The sequence below is a fragment of the Mesobacillus sp. ABV4_180 genome (genome assembly GCF_056158485.1).
On the sequence record NZ_JBSWTJ010000001.1, the window covers coordinates 1,890,001 to 1,906,023 of the forward strand.

Genomic DNA, 16,023 nt, shown 5'->3' on the forward strand with positions numbered 1-16,023 from the left:
TTCATATCTTTTATTAGTCAATTATGATGAATTAAAAGGGTGAGGGCATGTACCGCTTTTCGATAGGTGATGAGAATTGGATTATTATTTTTTCTCCGCATCTTTCCCTTGAACAAGCAGAGAAAGAGGAAATCATTCGATCTATCGCCATCATGGGCCCACAATGGCCTGCTTTCAGCCACGGGGAATCATTCGTTATTTTTCAGCAGTTGGTTGGAGCGATAGTGGTAAGGATTGAAAAGGTTCCTTCATTGATTTTAACTGTATCAGCAGTTGTTTCCAGGGATCGATGGTACATCAATGACCAAAACACAATCGAACCATTTGAGAATTAATAGTTGTATCGGGGCAGCTGAGCAATCAGCTGCCTGTTTGATTTTTTCAGGCTTTGGTACTCGTTCCGTAACTGATCAAAGCTTAAAAAAGTTTTCAATTCAGATATTTTTTCACCAGGCTTTTTCCAAGTGCGATAAAAGTCCTTTACGCATTTGTCGAAAAAAAGATAAAATAGAATTTGGATTTAAAAGAACGTTCATATAAAAGCTGCACAGGAGGAAAATATGAAACTTATTGTTGCGGAAAAGCCTGACCAGGGCAGAACGCTGGCCTCCGTCTTCAAAATGAAAAAAAGGGAAGGGTTCATTGAAATCCTTCCTAATGATATCTTTCCTGAGGGTGCATATGTCTCCTGGGCTATTGGGCATTTAACTGAATTGTCAGCACCGGAACAGTACAACCCTGCCTGGAAGAAATGGTCTCTCACGACATTGCCCATCATTCCAGAGCAATTCAAGTATGAAGTGGTCAAATCGAAAGCAAAGCAATTCAATGTGATAAAAAAGCTCGCCTCTGATCCGAAGGTTTCAGAAATCATCCATGCGGGCGATGCCGGGCGAGAAGGAGAACTGATCATCCGTAATATCCTCCGTCTTGCAAACTGCACAAAGCCAATGAAAAGGCTGTGGATTTCTTCCTTGACACCAAAGGCGATTAAGGAAGGCTTTCAAAAGCTATTAAACGAATCAGATACAAAGAATCTGTATTTTGAGGCATATACCCGGGCGTGTGCGGACTGGGTTGTCGGCATGAATGCGTCAAGGTTGTACACTCTATTGCTCCAGAAAAAGGGTTATTCAGATGTGTTCTCAGTCGGAAGGGTACAGACCCCGACTCTCGCATTGATCGTGAAACGGGAGCTGGAAATTGAAAACTTTGTATCAGAGCCATTTTGGGAAGTGATCGCAAAATTTAACATCAATGGCAAGAAGTACAGCGGCAAATGGGAAAAAGATGGGGAATCACGAATTTCTACGAAGGAAATGGCTGAGAAAATTAGTGCTTTTTGTGATGGAAAAGCTGCGGAAGCGGCAGAGGTTACCTCTGAGAAAAAAGAATTTCTTCCGCCGCTTTTGTATAACTTGTCGGCCATTCAGGCGGAAGCAAATCGCCGCTTTAAATTGTCTCCCAAAAAAACATTGGATATCCTGCAGGGGCTTTACCAAAAGGGTATTGTATCATATCCGCGTTCAGATTCGAGGTATGTGACTCCAGGGGAAGCGGAAGGTTTTCCGGCAATTTTAAATAAATTGCAGGCTATACCGGATTATCAGCCGCTTTTTCCATTGCCAGTGTCATCGATTAACAACAATAAGCGCTATGTGAATGAGAAGAAGGTAACCGACCACTATGCAATCATCCCGACCGAACAAGTTCCAAACTTAAGCAGGCTTTCGGGTGATGAGCAAAAGTTGTATGACCTGCTGGCAAGAACGCTGATTGCCGCTCATTATGGTCCTTATGTGGCAGAATATACAACGATTAAGACTGTTGTGGAAGGCAGAGCTGAATTTATTTCCAAAGGGAAAGTCCAGCTTGAGGAGGGCTGGAAAAAGGTGCTTCCTCAAAAGGATTCCGATAAAGAACCTGAGCTGCCTGCAGTACAGCAAGGAGAAACTGGGACCGTATTGAAAACAGAGGTAAAAGAAAGCAAGACACAGCCTCCGAAAAGGCTGACAGAAGGCCAATTAATTACATTGATGAAAACAGCTGGTAAACATATCGAAGACAAGGAACTTGAAAAAGTTTTAATGAAAGCTGAAGGACTCGGGACTGAGGCGACAAGAGCTGGAATTATCACGATGCTTAAAGATCGAGCTTACATTGAAGTGCGCAAAAACCTCGTTTTTGCGACAGCAAAAGCAAAAATTCTTGTGGCAGCTGTCGGAGGTCAAATTCTAGCATCCCCTGAAATGACGGCAAAATGGGAACAGAGACTGCATCAGATAGGTGAAGGGGAAGCATCTCCAAAACAGTTCATTGAACAGACATCGAAAATGATCCAGCACCTTGTGGGAGAAACTTCAGATGATGCTGCTGGCTGGACATTTTCAGATGAGTTGTCGAATGCATTTATTCCAGGGAAACAAGGCGGCCGCTCCCGTCGAAGCACAAATCTCGGCAAATGTAAGAAGTGTGATGGGATGGTCGTGGATAAAGGAACGTTCTATGGCTGTACAAACTATCAAAAAACAAAGTGCAACTTCACCCTTTCCAAACAAATTCTCGGGAAAACAGTAACACAAAAAAATATCAAAAAGCTGCTGTCAGAAGGAACTACAGATGTGATCGAAGGCTTTCAAAGCAAGGATAAAACCTTTGCCGCCAAGCTTTTTTGGGACGGGCAGGAAAATAAGCTGAAATTCGATATAGATGTCCAGCCTGTCAGGCAAGGTGGATAACGCCTTGTCACCCATGTTCTTCTATAGTACACTTTAATATGGCTATTGTTTAAGCATTGGAGGTCATGGGATGCCAACACCTAGTATGGAAGATTACATTGAACAAATTTTTATATTAATTGAACAAAAAGGCTATGCCCGGGTAGTCGATATCGCAGAGGCATTGTCCGTCCATCCCTCCTCTGTTACAAAAATGGTTCAGAAACTTGATAAAGACCAGTTTTTGATCTATGAAAAATATCGGGGCCTGATGCTGACTCCTAAAGGGATCAAGACTGGCAAGAGGCTGGTTTACCGCCATGAGCTGCTGGAGCAATTATTGAAGGTAATCGGCGTGAAAGAAGAAAATATTTATAATGATGTCGAGGGAATCGAACATCACTTAAGCTGGGATGCGATCGACAGGATCGGTGACCTTGTGCAGTTTTTCGAGGAAGACGAATCCAGGGTTGAAGCATTGAAGGCAATACAAAAACAAAATGATGAACAATAATTAAAACAGGCTGACTCAAAAGGTTGAATGAATTAGATCTGACAGTCGCCTCGGACAAGATGCTATTGAGGTTATAATTTTCCTGTTCTTATTTTGCGCTAAAAATGAATTTAGAAACCTGAGTTGATTGGAGTGGAAGGCGCGAAGACTCCTGCGGGCTCAGCTGGACAGGTGAGACCCAGCAGACGCCAACGGCGGCGAGGAGGCTCAGCGCCGGCCCCGCGGAAAGCGAAGCGCCTGGAACGGAAATCAACGGACCATTCTTACAAGCCTTACTAAAAAACACGAGGGTGCCCAAAAGTTTTATACCTTTTGGGACACCCTCTTTTTTTACTGCCTCTAGTATATATCCGGAAATTGTTCAAAACCAATTCCATCTGAAACTAAGGATGAAGATCCATCTTCACCTTCATTGATGCTGACACCGGAAATTTCCCCTGATGATGCTTCAAGCATCGCTTTACGATAAGATATGATCCTCCCGCTGGAAGTCTGAAAACTGATGATTTCCCCAGCGTGATTTTTATGTATGGCAATCAATTGTTCCTGTTCCAATTTTATCTCTCCTTTCATCCTCCTAGTCTTGCACTTTCTCCTATAAATTAAACTAAGAGGAAATCCATTATTCATAGCGAAATAACTAATATAAGAAATGAATATAATGGCAGGTGACTTATGGGAACTTTCAATTGGAAAATGGAATCAGAAAAACAGTGGGACGGTATGGCACCCTCATGGAATTCGAGAAGCAGAGGAATGTGGGAAACTGGAAGCCGCAAAGACATTGTCCCGTTCATAAAACAGTTTCTGCCCGTCGGAGTGAGTGTGTGTGATTTAGGATGCGGAGACGGTATTGGCTCTGAAAAGCTGGCTGAAGCAGGATATATGGTCACAGGGATCGATGTTTCTGAGGAAATGCTAGAGAGAGCAAAGCAGAACCCTCGAGTCAGCCAAGCTGTTTTTTTGAAAGCCAACCTTTCTGAGTGCGGAATTCAAAGCAATACTTTTGATGCAGTAATGGCAATCAATTCCATAGAATGGACGAGAAGTCCCTATGAATCTTTGAAGGAAATAGCACGCATTTTGAAGCCTGGCGGCTATGCCTGCATAGGCATTCTTGGGCCCACAGCGGCGCCAAGATCAAATAGTTTCAAGAGGCTTTATGGAGAAGAAATCATCTGCAATACTATCATGCCATGGGAGCTTGAGAAACTGGCACTGGAAAATGGCTGGAGTAAAGCCGGTGAGTTCGGTGTATACAAAAAAGCTGCAGAACAGCTGCCTCTCGGCTCATTGCCAGTTGAACTTCAGCAGTCACTTTCGTTTATGTGGGTTTTTATGTTCAAGGTTATTAAATAAGGAGGGAAATTTCATGAGCCGTTACTCTATAGAGGAGTTTGTAAAGAACACAAAGCAGCAGGATAAGGGAGAAGGTCTATTTGAGCTGGAAACACCGAGGATGCTGGAAATCAACCTGAATGGACAGGTGTGGTCAAAGGCAGGTGCGATGGTTTCATATCGTGGGCAGATTAAGTTTGAGCGTGAAGGTGTGCTGGAGCATGGCCTGGGGAAGATGTTCAAGAAAGCCTTAACCGGGGAAGGTACTTCTTTGATGAAAGCAAATGGAAGTGGGAAGCTGTATTTGGCTGACCAGGGTAAGAAAATATCCATCTTGAATCTCCAAAATGAAGCGATTTTCGTCAACGGCAACGACCTGCTTGCATTCGAACCTTCCATAAGCTGGGATATCAAGCTTATGAAGAGGGTAGCTGGAATGATTTCAGGCGGGTTGTTCAATGTCCGACTTGAGGGTGCGGGAATGGTAGCGATTACCTCTCATTATGAACCATTGACATTGCTTGTGAATCCTAATAATCCTGTCTATACAGATCCTAATGCCACAGTGGCCTGGTCTGGAAACCTGCAGCCGGAATTCGTTACAGACATTTCATTCAAGACCTTTTTGGGCCGCGGCAGCGGAGAATCGATTCAAATGAAATTCAGCGGGGAAGGCTTTGTTGTCGTCCAGCCATTTGAAGAAGTGTATTATGCTCCTCAAAGCTAAAGATTATTTTTATTTTTTAGGCTCTGTTATTGCCCAATTTAACAGAGCCATTTTTTAATAGAAAACAATAGAAGGCATCGAATCGCTCGATGCCTTTACTAATCCCATTCAAAAGGAGTTTCCTGATATACATAATAATTCAGCCAATTCGAAAAGAACAAATGGGCGTGAGATCTCCAGCGATTAACCGGATTCCTATTGTGATCATTCTGCGGAAAATAGTGTTTTGGTATTTGGATATCGATGCCTTTTGCCTTGTCACGGGCATACTCTTCTGCAAGAGTAGTGGCTTCGTACTCCAGATGTCCTGTGATCATAATCTTCCTGCCCTCGATTGATGAAATGATCAATGGCCCAGCTTCATCTGACAATGCGAGCAGCTTAAGATTCGGATTATTTTTAAGTTCTTCCAAGAAAATATCAGTATTACGCGAATGGGGAGCGAGAAATTCATCATCGAACCCTCTTAACAACTTTTCTTTTTTATTAAGGACCTGATGGCTGAAAACCCCCGAACATTTCCTTGGAAGCTCAAATTTTCTGATTCCATAATGATAATACAAGGCAGCCTGTGCTCCCCAGCATATATGCAATGTCGAAGTTACGTTCTGTTCAGTCCAGGCAAGAATTTCCTTCAATTCGTCCCAGTAGTCTACCTCTTCAAACTCCTTCAGTTCGATGGGGGCTCCTGTGATGATCATGCCATCAAATTTCTTTCCCTTAACCTGAGTGAAGGTTTGATAAAATTCTTCAAGATGAAATTGGGAAGTGTTCCTGGATTCGTATGTAACGGTTTTTAAGAACGTTATGTTCACCTGTAGTGGAGTGTTTCCCAGCAATCTGAGAAGCTGTCTTTCGGTTTTTTCCTTTTCTGGCATCAGGTTCAAGATTAATATGTTTAAAGGACGGATGTCCTGTGAAGAAGCACGACCCTCATCCATGATAAAGATATTTTCTTCTTCGAGAATTTCCCTTGCAGGAAGATGCATTGGAATTTTAATCGGCAAAATGTAACCTCCTTCAAAGTAGGCTGAATTATAATAATTTTTATTATAATCTGTAATCTTTTGTGGAGCAATTGACTAAAGGGAAATTTTTGTGAAGGATGAATATTTTTCCCCTTACAGCAGGACTCTGATGGTAGAATATAAGGTGGAAAGCATATAGAGATTATCTGGGGGGATTGGAAATGGGAACAAATATTCAAGTGAAGTCAGATATCGAAATTGCTCGTGAAAGTCCAATGAAACCGATTGTTGAAATTGCAGCCAGTGTCGGCCTTGATTCCGATGATATTGAGCTGTTTGGAAAATATAAAGCTAAGCTCTCATCTGAAGCTTTGGTTAAATTAAAAACGAAAGAAAGCGGCAAGGTCGTACTTGTAACAGCGATCAACCCTACTCCAGCAGGTGAAGGGAAATCCACAGTGACCGTAGGGCTTGCTGATGCATTGAATAAGCTGGGAAGAAAAACGATGATTGCCATGCGTGAACCTTCACTCGGCCCGACCATGGGAATCAAGGGTGGAGCTACTGGAGGTGGTTTTGCACAGGTCCTTCCAATGGAGGATATCAACCTTCATTTCACTGGGGACCTGCATGCGATCACAACGGCCAATAACGCTCTTGCTGCTTTGATTGACAACCACCTTCAGCAGGGGAACCAGCTGAATATTGACCAGCGCAGAATCGTCTGGAAAAGAGCGCTTGACTTAAACGACCGTGCGCTAAGAAAAGTTGTCATCGGACTTGGCGGGCCTCTTCAGGGAGTTCCAAGAGAAGATGGCTTCGATATTACTGTTGCTTCTGAAATTATGGCAGTCCTATGCCTTTCAAGTGATTTGAAAGACTTAAAGAGCAGACTGGCTAATATGATTATTGCCTATAATTATGACAGACAGCCTGTAACTGTGGGTGACCTTGGTGTCGAAGGAGCATTGACCCTTCTGCTTAAGGAAGCTGTAAAGCCAAACCTTGTCCAGACCATCGAACATACCCCTGCATTGATTCACGGAGGCCCGTTCGCCAATATCGCCCATGGCTGCAACAGTGTAATCGCTACAGAAGCTGCATCCAGACTTGCTGATTTTGTCGTGACTGAAGCTGGATTCGGAGCCGATCTAGGAGCAGAAAAATTCCTGAATATCAAAGCCAGGGCTGCTGGAATCGAGCCTGCAGCGGTTGTTATCGTCGCAACAATCCGTGCTTTAAAAATGCATGGCGGAATGAAAAAGACAGAACTTGTTAATGAAGATGTACAGGCTTTAAGAGCAGGTTTTACGAACTTGAAAAAGCATGTGGAGACGATCGCAAGCTTTGGTCTTCCGTTTGTTGTGGCAATTAATAGATTCATTACCGATACAGAGCTTGAAACAAATACTCTGAAGGAATTGTGCGAGAATGCAGGAATACCAGTAGCGCTGACAGAAGTCTGGGAAAAAGGCGGTGCCGGCGGAGTGGAGCTTGCACAGACACTGCTTGATGTAATAGAGAAGAGCGAAAATACTTTCGCACATTTATATGATCTGTCAGATTCACTGGAAGAAAAAATCCAGAAGATTGCCCGCCAGGTATATGGTGCAGATGGAGTCGAATTCTCAACAAAAGCAAAGAAGCAGTTGACTGAATTTGAAGGGCATGGCTGGGGCGTGCTGCCAGTATGTATGGCGAAGACCCAATATTCATTGTCGGATGATCCTCAAAAACTTGGAAGACCATCAGGCTTTACCATCACTGTCAGGGAACTGAAGCCATCCGTGGGTGCCGGGTTCATCGTCGCATTGACAGGAGAAGTGATGACAATGCCAGGTCTGCCGAAACTGCCGGCAGCATTAAATATGGACGTAGATGAGGATGGGAATGCAGTAGGGCTGTTCTAGTCAGAAAGGAGCACAATCTTATGTTTGACCCGACAGCATTTGAAAACATCAAGGTAGTAGTCGAAGGCGATATATATGACAGGGATTTAAGCGGTGAGATCGATGTCATTGATCGCAATGACTGGGTTAACACAGCAAAGTTGTCGCGGAAATATGAAATCTCTTTTACGATGACAGGTTTTGAGCCAAAAGAGTTGTCTGCGATGATGACAATCGAGGCAGGTTTAGAGAATCTGTCCGCTGAGCTGTTGGCAAGTGAAAATGCCAGCCAGCTGGCAGGGTGTCAGGTCGGGATCTCTTTCTCAATACTCCATAAAAATGATGAAAATGTTTTTCGGTGTGTTAAGGACACGCTAGAAGAAATATGGGGACATGGTCGAGAGATTGCCCAAAGCGTCCGGCTGATACCTCTTGAAGAAAATAGAGTTGTGAAAAATGAAGCCACTGTCTCCTTCAATAGACTGGTCTATGAAGAACAAATTGACGATTTAACTCAAATGCTTGATTATATGATTGCTTCTCTTGAACAACTAAAAAAAATTATTCACTGAATAATAATTCCTGCCCCTTCAGGCAGGAATTTCTGTGTTGTTTTCAGAATAATCTATTAATGTGGTTTTTTAGAAGCTATAAAGCCTGAAATCAATTGTCTTAAAAATAGTATAGTAAATATATAGGGGGAGATTGTTTGAAAAGGATTGCCTGGGTGACTGATAGCACGGCCTACCTGGATAAGGAATTAAAAAACCATCCTGATGTATATCAAGTTCCGATGACCATCGTACTGGATGATGTGGAATATCTGGATGGTAAGGATTTGACTGCGGATGAACTATATGAAAAGTTAAAGACTTTGAAAACTCCGCCGAAAACTTCACAGCCACCGGTCGGCGTTTTTATGGAGTTGTACGAGAAGCTTGCAAAAGAATATGATGCAGTTTTCTCGATCCTGGTTTCAGCCAAGCTAAGCGGGACAGTCGCATCGAGTGTTCAAGCTTCCCAATCGGTAGATATACCTGTAATAAGCTTTGACTCGAAAGTTCTCACATACCCGCTGACGTCCCAATTAAAGAAAGGAATTGAATTGGCAGAACAGGGGTTCACAATCGAAGAAATTCAGGAAAAGCTTGAAACTTTGCGCGACTCGAATGAAACCTATGTTATGATCGGCAGCTTGGAACAGCTTCATCGCAGCGGCCGCATGTCAGGCGTGCAATTTTACCTGGGAAGCATGCTGAACATTAAACCAATCATCAGCATTGAAGATGGTGGATTAAATTCGAAGGACAAGGTCCGCAGCGACAAAAAAGCCAGAGAGAAAATATTTGAGTATTTGAGAAATTCCCATGAAAAACACCGGCTCAAGGAAGTCTATATTCTATACGGGCTGCATAAAGAGGCGGGAGACGAATGGCAGAGTCAGCTTGAATCACAATTCCCTGACATCCGCTTCCTCAGTTGCCCAATCGGAGCAGTAATCGGTGTCCATGCAGGTGAGCATACAATTGGGATCAGCTGGAATAACGCAGAAGTTTAAGTGCCAATTCGGCACTTTTTTCTTTTGGGTCAGATTTGATCAAGCATTTCTGTGTATATCAAAAGCTATGTCTAACAGATTAATATGGTAAAATGAGATTCGGTAAGAAAGTAGGTGCATGCAATGAAAGAAAAAATAGAAGCAGCAGAGATGTTTGTCAAAAATGAGCTTGGCAAAGATTCGTCAGGCCATGATTGGCATCATATTGACAGAGTCAGGAAAAACGCACGCCTTATTTGGAACAAGGAACAAAAGGGCGACTGGTTCATAATTGAAATGGCAGCCTTGCTCCACGACATCCCTGATGAGAAATTGAATGAATCAGAGGAAGCTGGATGGGTGAAGCTAGATTCATTTCTACAAACTCTTGAACTTGAAAGGGAAACCATCTCAAGAATAAAAAGTTGCATTGATACTGTCTCATTCAAAGGGGGCAGGGAAATCCAACTGGAGAGTATTGAAGCGGAAATAGTCCAGGACGCAGACCGCCTTGATGCCCTTGGCGCAATCGGTATTGCCAGGACCTTTGCTTATGGCGGCAAGAAGGGGCATCCAATCTTTGATCCCGGCCTTAATATCAGGGATGAAATGACGATTGAAGAATACCGCAACGGGAACAGTTCTTCCGTCAATCATTTTTATGAAAAGCTATTGAAGCTTAAAGAGAAAATGAATACAGACTATGCAAAACAGCTTGCAGAGGAACGGCATCAATTCATGAAGAGTTTTCTAGGACAATTTTACAGTGAATGGAATGGTAAGGCATGAAAATGATCACGATTGAAAACGTGACGAAAACATATGGTGAAAAAGAACTTTTTAATGGGATTTCCTTTACAATTGGCGAAAGGGAAAGAGTGGGCTTGATCGGTGTCAATGGAACGGGCAAGTCATCGCTGTTGAGAATCGTTGCAGGTTTAGACCAAGCTGATTCAGGCGATATTCTACTAGCCAAGGATTATAAAATCTCATTCCTATCCCAACAACCTGAAATGGAACCAGGACGAACGGTTCTTGATCAGGTTTTCAGTGGAGAAGCTCCTATTCTAAAGATGATGAGAGACTATGAGATCGTCATTTCTGAACTAAGCGATAGACCTGATGATACGGGATTACAGGAGAAACTGTATGAATTGCAGCGGAGGATGGATAGTGCGGATGGCTGGGATGCCAATACGGCAGCAAAATCAATTTTGATGCAGCTTGGAATTTCAGATTTTACTAAGAAAATACACGAGCTATCGGGAGGACAAAAGAAGCGCGTTGCACTGGCGCAGGTCCTGATTGAATCGCCAGATCTTCTGATTCTGGATGAGCCTACCAACCATCTAGATTACGAAACAGTGAAATGGCTTGAAGACTATCTTTCCAGATATTCTGGATCTCTGTTGCTTGTTACCCATGATCGTTATTTTCTCGACAGGGTCACGAACAGGATATTTGAGCTGGACGGCGGCAGCCTTTACAGCTATAAAGGGAACTATGCAAGCTTTCTCGAAGCCAAGGCCATTCGTGAGGAAAACGAAGCTGCGACCATGGAAAAAAAGAAAAATTTGTTCAGGCAGGAACTGGAATGGATCAGACGCGGGGCCAAGGCCAGAACCACGAAACAGAAGGCCAGAATCCAGCGTTTCGATAAACTGGATGAAGAAGTGTCCAATGTAAAGTCATCCGAAAAGCTTGAAATCTCCCTAAGCGGAAGCAGACTTGGCAAACAGGTTCTAGAACTGAAAGACGCCACAAAAAAATATGAGGATAAAGTCATCCTTGATCACTTCAATCTCCTTGTGAAACCTGGCGACAGACTGGGGATTATCGGACGGAACGGAACAGGAAAGTCGACCTTGCTGAATATCCTGTCAGGAAGGATTCAGCTCGATTCCGGTGAGATCATTACAGGACAGACTGTGAAGATCGCATACTATACCCAGGAAAATGAAGATATGGATGAGAATAAGCGGGTAATCGAATATTTGAAAGAAACGGCTGAAATCGTCCATACTACTGACGGCAAAACAATTTCAGCAGCACAAATGCTGGAGAGATTCCTGTTTCCTCCATATGCCCATGGTACACCGATCAGGAAGCTATCTGGCGGCGAGAAGCGAAGATTGTATCTATTAAAGCTTTTAATGGAAGAACCAAACGTATTGCTTTTGGATGAGCCTACGAATGATTTGGACACTCAGACCTTGACCGTATTGGAAGATTATCTTGAAGACTTCCCTGGGGTCGTGATCACAGTGTCGCATGATCGTTACTTCCTGGATAAGGTTGTCGATTTGCTGCTTGTACTGGAAGGCGAAGGCAGGACAGATCTCTATTTTGGAAATTATACAGAATACCTGGAAAAACGCCCGAAACAAGAGACAATTCCGTCTATCCCGAAGAAAGAAAAGGCAGAGCAGATAGAAAAAACGAAGAAGAAGAAATTGACCTTCAAGGAGACCAAAGAGTGGGAAGAAATCGAAGATAAGATTGCTGGTACAGAAGAACGCCTTGAAGAGATTCAAAAAGAAATGGCAAACATCGGGACTGATTTCGAAAAAGGCCAGGATTTGATGAAAGAAGAGACAGAGCTGAATGAGCAGCTGGAGTATTTGATTGAAAGATGGAGCTATCTTTCAGAGATTGTTGAAAACGGGTAAGGTCTGGATATTCCAGGCCTTATTTTCTTATAGGAGTCCCTCAGCATGATATCTCCTAAGTGGTATGTTAAAATGGCTTCATTCCTGAAAAATAAAAAGGGGTGGGAATATGAAAATCTTATCTATAGAACCAACGCCAAGCCCGAATACGATGAAAATAAATTTAGACCAGGAACTTCCGATGGGCAAAAGCAATAACTATAAAAGAGACACAGCTGCTGGTGCTCCTGATGTCGTAGTGAAAATTTTGAATATTGAAGGTGTAAAAGGAGTCTATCATGTAGCCGATTTCCTTGCGGTCGAGAGAAATGCGAAATACGACTGGAAAGTAATACTGCCAGAGGTCAGGAGAGCTTTTGGTGAAAATGCCGTAGAATCAGGAAACGGGACACCGGCAATCAATGAGCATTTTGGTGAAATTAAAGTGCTGGTGCAGGTATATAAGGGAATCCCGATGCAGGTGAAATTGACTGATGGAACAGAGGAGAAACGCTTTGGCCTCCCAGAGCTTTTTGTGAATAGCGTCGGTGAGGTGCAAACTCCTGAGGATAATGTTGTAATGGTCCGAAAATGGAAAGAGCTTGGGGTCAGATACGGTGAATTCGAACAGGTAGGCAATGATGTCGTTGAAGAGCTTTTAGCTGCTTATCCTCCTGAAAGGATGGAGGAGCTGGTAAAACTCGCGAAAAATCCAGGACATGAAGCACAGATTAAAGCGGCAAAGAAGAAAATCAGGATAACCGAAACTGATTTAGACAATCCTGATTGGCGGGTGAGATACCAGCTGCTTGAGCAGATGGAGGATCCGACCGCAGAAGATTTGCCTGTGTTTGAAAAAGCGCTGCATGATGAAAAGGCATCTATCCGCCGCTTGGCGACAGTATATCTTGGCATGATTGAAGACAAAAAAGTTTTGCCACTTTTATATAAAGCACTGAAAGATAAAACGGTGACGGTACGCCGGACAGCCGGTGATTGTTTATCTGATTTGGGCCACCCTGAAGCAACGAATGTAATGATGGAAGCCCTGAAGGATTCAAGCAAGCTTGTTCGCTGGCGTGCAGCTATGTTCCTTTACGAAGTTGGTGATGAAGAGGCGCTTCCTGCATTGAAAGCTGCCGAGGATGATCCGGAATTCGAGGTCAGCATGCAGGTGAAATTAGCAATTGCCCGCATCGAACACGGTGAAGAAGCAAAAGGTTCTGTCTGGAAGCAGATGACAGAAGCAAGAAGACAATAACTATATTTTGTCAACTAACAGGATGCGCAGATTGTGTCCTGTTTTTTATTGGATTTCCTGTACCCATTTGATGTATAACTGTATCCGCTTACAAATTTGTAACAATTAAAATGTTTAGAAAATTATTGCAATTATTAATGGAACGGGTTATTGTAGTGTATAAAAAATCGGGAGGGACATCCATTGGAAAAAGATTTGAGAATCAAGAGTCATGTGTTCAGCAATGATGCCAGAAAGGCCCCGAACAGGGCAATGCTTAGGGCAGTAGGTTTCAATGATGATGATTTTAAGAAACCGATGATTGGAATCGCAAGTACCTGGAGTGAAGTTACTCCTTGTAATATACATATTGATCAGCTTGCAGTGAAGGCAAAGGAAGGAGCAAGAGCTGCAGGAGGAGCTCCGCTAATATTCAATACGATAACCGTATCTGACGGTATTTCAATGGGAACAGATGGAATGCGTTACTCGCTTCCTAGTCGGGACTTGATTGCCGATTCGATTGAAACTGTGGTTCAGGGGGAAAGTCTTGATGGATTCGTTGCGATTGGCGGCTGTGACAAAAATATGCCTGGCTGCATGATGGCTATTGCTAGAATGGATCTTCCTTCGGTGTTCGTCTATGGCGGAACAATTAAACCAGGTAAGCTTGACGGCAAGGATATTGACATCGTATCGGCCTTTGAAGGGGTAGGACAATATAACAAAGGTGCGATTGGCAATGACCAGCTTCACAAAATAGAATGCCATGCATGCCCGGGGTCAGGCTCTTGTGGTGGAATGTACACAGCGAATACAATGGCCAGTGCAATTGAAGCTCTCGGCATGAGTCTCCCAGGCAGCTCTTCGCACCCTGCAGAAACAGATGAGAAACGCGAAGATTGCTATAAAGCTGGAGAAGCAGTTTACCAGATGCTCGAACAGGACCTTCGTCCGAGAAAAATTTTAACGAAAGAAGCATTCGAGAATGCCATTACCGTCGTTATGGCACTTGGCGGTTCAACAAACGCAATTCTGCATTTAATGGCTATTGCGCACGCAGCCGAGGTGGACCTCACCCTTGAGGATTTCAACAGACTTCAGGAGAAAGTGCCGCACATTGCTGACCTTAAGCCAAGCGGTAAATTTGTCATGCAGGATCTGTTTGAGGCGGGTGGAGTTCCTGCTGTTATGAAATTGCTGTGGAGAGAAGGTCTTCTGAACGGAGATTGTCTGACGGTCACTGGTAAAACGATCGAAGAAAATCTTAGGGATTTCCCTGATCTGAAGCCTGGGCAGAAGGTCATTTACCCTGTTAGACAGCCTTTAAGGAAGGATGGGCCTCTCATTGTTTTAAAAGGAAATCTTTCTCCAGATGGGGCTGTTGCCAAAGTTTCCGGATTGAAAGTCAAGAGCATGACCGGGCCTGCTAAGGTATTCGATGATGAGGAATCAGCATCGAAAGCAGTAATGGCTGATGAAGTAGTCGCGGGGGATGTACTGGTTATTCGCTATGAAGGTCCAAAAGGAGGACCTGGAATGCCAGAAATGCTTTCATTATCAGCAATTCTTGTCGGAAAGGGATTGGGAGAAACAGTTGCTCTTTTGACTGATGGGAGATTTTCAGGAGGAAGCCACGGCCTGGTGGTTGGCCATATTGCTCCTGAGGCTCAGGTTGGCGGCCCGATTGCTTTACTTAAAGACGGTGATATGATCACTGTGGATAGCGAGCAGAAGTTATTGTCCGTTGCGTTAAGCGAGGAAGAGCTTGCTGACAGGAGAAAAACATGGAATCCCCCAGCTATGCCAGCTAGAGGAACATTGGCTAAATACGTAAGACTTGTATCCTGTTCTTCCAAAGGTGCAGTGACAGATCTGTTCGAAGAGAAAGCAGTCCATCAGCCTGTCCATTCCTGATTAAAGGCGTAATTTTATTGCGGAAAACATTGATAATATAGTATGCTAACACTGCAACTATTGTTGGGAGGGATGCTTTTATGTCAATGGCATATGAAGAATATATGAGACAAATGGTCAAGCCGATGCGCGAGGAGCTAACACGCGCTGGCTTCAAGGAACTTCTTACTGCAGATGAAGTGGAAGAATTTGTTGGAAATGCAGAGGGAACGACCCTCGTCGTGGTCAACTCCGTATGTGGTTGTGCTGCCGGGCTTGCACGCCCATCTGCAACGCAGGCTGTATTGCGCAGTGAAAAGAAACCAGACCAGCTTGTGACTGTTTTTGCTGGTCAGGACAAAGAAGCAACAGCAAAAATGCGTGAGTATTTTACAGGTTTAGAGCCATCTTCACCATCTATGGCGTTATTAAAAGGAAAAGAAGTAGTACACTTCATTCCGCGCCATGATATTGAAGGGCAGCCAATGGAAGCGATCATGGATAACCTGATTGCTGCATTTGAAGCCAACTGTTAAAATATTTGAAAGA

General features: G+C 43.6%; 15 protein-coding genes. 13 read left to right on the forward strand and 2 right to left on the reverse strand.

The annotated features are described in order from the left end of the window. Nucleotides 1-47: 47 nt before the first annotated feature. The 3 genes from ACXAEA_RS09560 (at nt 48) to mntR (ending at nt 3,231) form a co-directional block, all read left to right on the forward strand. Complete coding sequence (locus tag ACXAEA_RS09560) at nt 48-335, forward strand: hypothetical protein (protein WP_475095658.1); 288 nt, start codon at nt 48-50, stop codon at nt 333-335. A 225-nt stretch (nt 336-560) separates the two neighbouring features. Continuing rightward, a complete protein-coding gene (locus ACXAEA_RS09565; RefSeq protein ID WP_475095659.1) occupies nt 561-2,738 on the forward strand; it encodes a DNA topoisomerase III in 2,178 nt (725 codons plus the stop codon). A gap of 70 nt (nt 2,739-2,808) precedes the next feature. Then, nucleotides 2,809-3,231 carry a transcriptional regulator MntR gene (mntR, locus tag ACXAEA_RS09570; RefSeq protein WP_475095660.1) on the forward strand — a complete coding sequence of 141 codons (423 nt, stop codon included), beginning with the start codon at nt 2,809-2,811 and terminating at the stop codon, nt 3,229-3,231. 339 nt (nt 3,232-3,570) lie between these two features. Here mntR and ACXAEA_RS09575 read toward each other — a convergent pair whose 3' ends face one another. Continuing rightward, nucleotides 3,571-3,786 carry a DUF3892 domain-containing protein gene (locus ACXAEA_RS09575; protein WP_475095661.1) on the reverse strand — a complete coding sequence of 72 codons (216 nt, stop codon included), beginning with the start codon at nt 3,784-3,786 and terminating at the stop codon, nt 3,571-3,573. A 120-nt stretch (nt 3,787-3,906) separates the two neighbouring features. Between ACXAEA_RS09575 and ACXAEA_RS09580 the strand changes: the two genes are divergently transcribed. Together ACXAEA_RS09580 and ACXAEA_RS09585 are read left to right on the forward strand one after the other, a co-directional pair. Next, entirely contained in the window at nt 3,907-4,590 is a 684-nt protein-coding gene (locus ACXAEA_RS09580) for a class I SAM-dependent methyltransferase (RefSeq protein ID WP_475095662.1), read from the forward strand. Nucleotides 4,591-4,603: 13 nt separating this feature from the next. Beyond that, on the forward strand, nt 4,604-5,296 hold the full coding sequence (locus ACXAEA_RS09585) for an AIM24 family protein (protein WP_475095663.1): 693 nt from the start codon (nt 4,604-4,606) through the stop codon (nt 5,294-5,296). Between the two features lie 98 nt (nt 5,297-5,394). Here the strand turns inward: ACXAEA_RS09585 and metA are convergent, their stop codons facing one another. Next, a complete protein-coding gene (gene metA / locus ACXAEA_RS09590; RefSeq protein WP_475095664.1) occupies nt 5,395-6,303 on the reverse strand; it encodes a homoserine O-acetyltransferase MetA in 909 nt (302 codons plus the stop codon). 182 nt (nt 6,304-6,485) lie between these two features. On the opposite strand from metA, the gene ACXAEA_RS09595 reads away from it, so the two are divergent. From ACXAEA_RS09595 to ACXAEA_RS09630, 8 genes are all read left to right on the forward strand, one after another. Beyond that, nucleotides 6,486-8,174, forward strand: a complete 1,689-nt coding sequence (locus ACXAEA_RS09595) for a formate--tetrahydrofolate ligase (protein ID WP_475095665.1) — start codon at nt 6,486-6,488, stop codon at nt 8,172-8,174. A gap of 20 nt (nt 8,175-8,194) precedes the next feature. Further along, the gene (locus ACXAEA_RS09600) at nt 8,195-8,725 is read left to right on the forward strand and encodes a hypothetical protein (RefSeq protein ID WP_475095666.1); all 531 of its coding nucleotides are present in this window, start codon (nt 8,195-8,197) and stop codon (nt 8,723-8,725) included. Nucleotides 8,726-8,862: 137 nt separating this feature from the next. Further along, complete coding sequence (locus tag ACXAEA_RS09605) at nt 8,863-9,711, forward strand: DegV family protein (RefSeq protein ID WP_475095667.1); 849 nt, start codon at nt 8,863-8,865, stop codon at nt 9,709-9,711. 123 nt (nt 9,712-9,834) lie between these two features. Continuing rightward, the gene (locus tag ACXAEA_RS09610; protein WP_475095668.1) at nt 9,835-10,479 is read left to right on the forward strand and encodes an HD domain-containing protein; all 645 of its coding nucleotides are present in this window, start codon (nt 9,835-9,837) and stop codon (nt 10,477-10,479) included. Then, nucleotides 10,476-12,359 (forward strand): ABC-F family ATP-binding cassette domain-containing protein, encoded by a 1,884-nt coding sequence (locus tag ACXAEA_RS09615; protein ID WP_475095669.1) that lies wholly within the window; start codon nt 10,476-10,478, stop codon nt 12,357-12,359. Before ACXAEA_RS09610 ends, ACXAEA_RS09615 begins: the two co-directional genes overlap by 4 nt. Nucleotides 12,360-12,468: 109 nt before the next feature. Next, the gene (locus tag ACXAEA_RS09620) at nt 12,469-13,599 is read left to right on the forward strand and encodes a conserved virulence factor C family protein (RefSeq protein ID WP_475095670.1); all 1,131 of its coding nucleotides are present in this window, start codon (nt 12,469-12,471) and stop codon (nt 13,597-13,599) included. 183 nt (nt 13,600-13,782) lie between these two features. Beyond that, nucleotides 13,783-15,495, forward strand: a complete 1,713-nt coding sequence (gene ilvD / locus ACXAEA_RS09625; RefSeq protein WP_475095671.1) for a dihydroxy-acid dehydratase — start codon at nt 13,783-13,785, stop codon at nt 15,493-15,495. A gap of 80 nt (nt 15,496-15,575) precedes the next feature. After that, complete coding sequence (locus ACXAEA_RS09630) at nt 15,576-16,010, forward strand: BrxA/BrxB family bacilliredoxin (RefSeq protein WP_475095672.1); 435 nt, start codon at nt 15,576-15,578, stop codon at nt 16,008-16,010. The last annotated feature ends 13 nt before the right edge of the window (nt 16,011-16,023 follow it).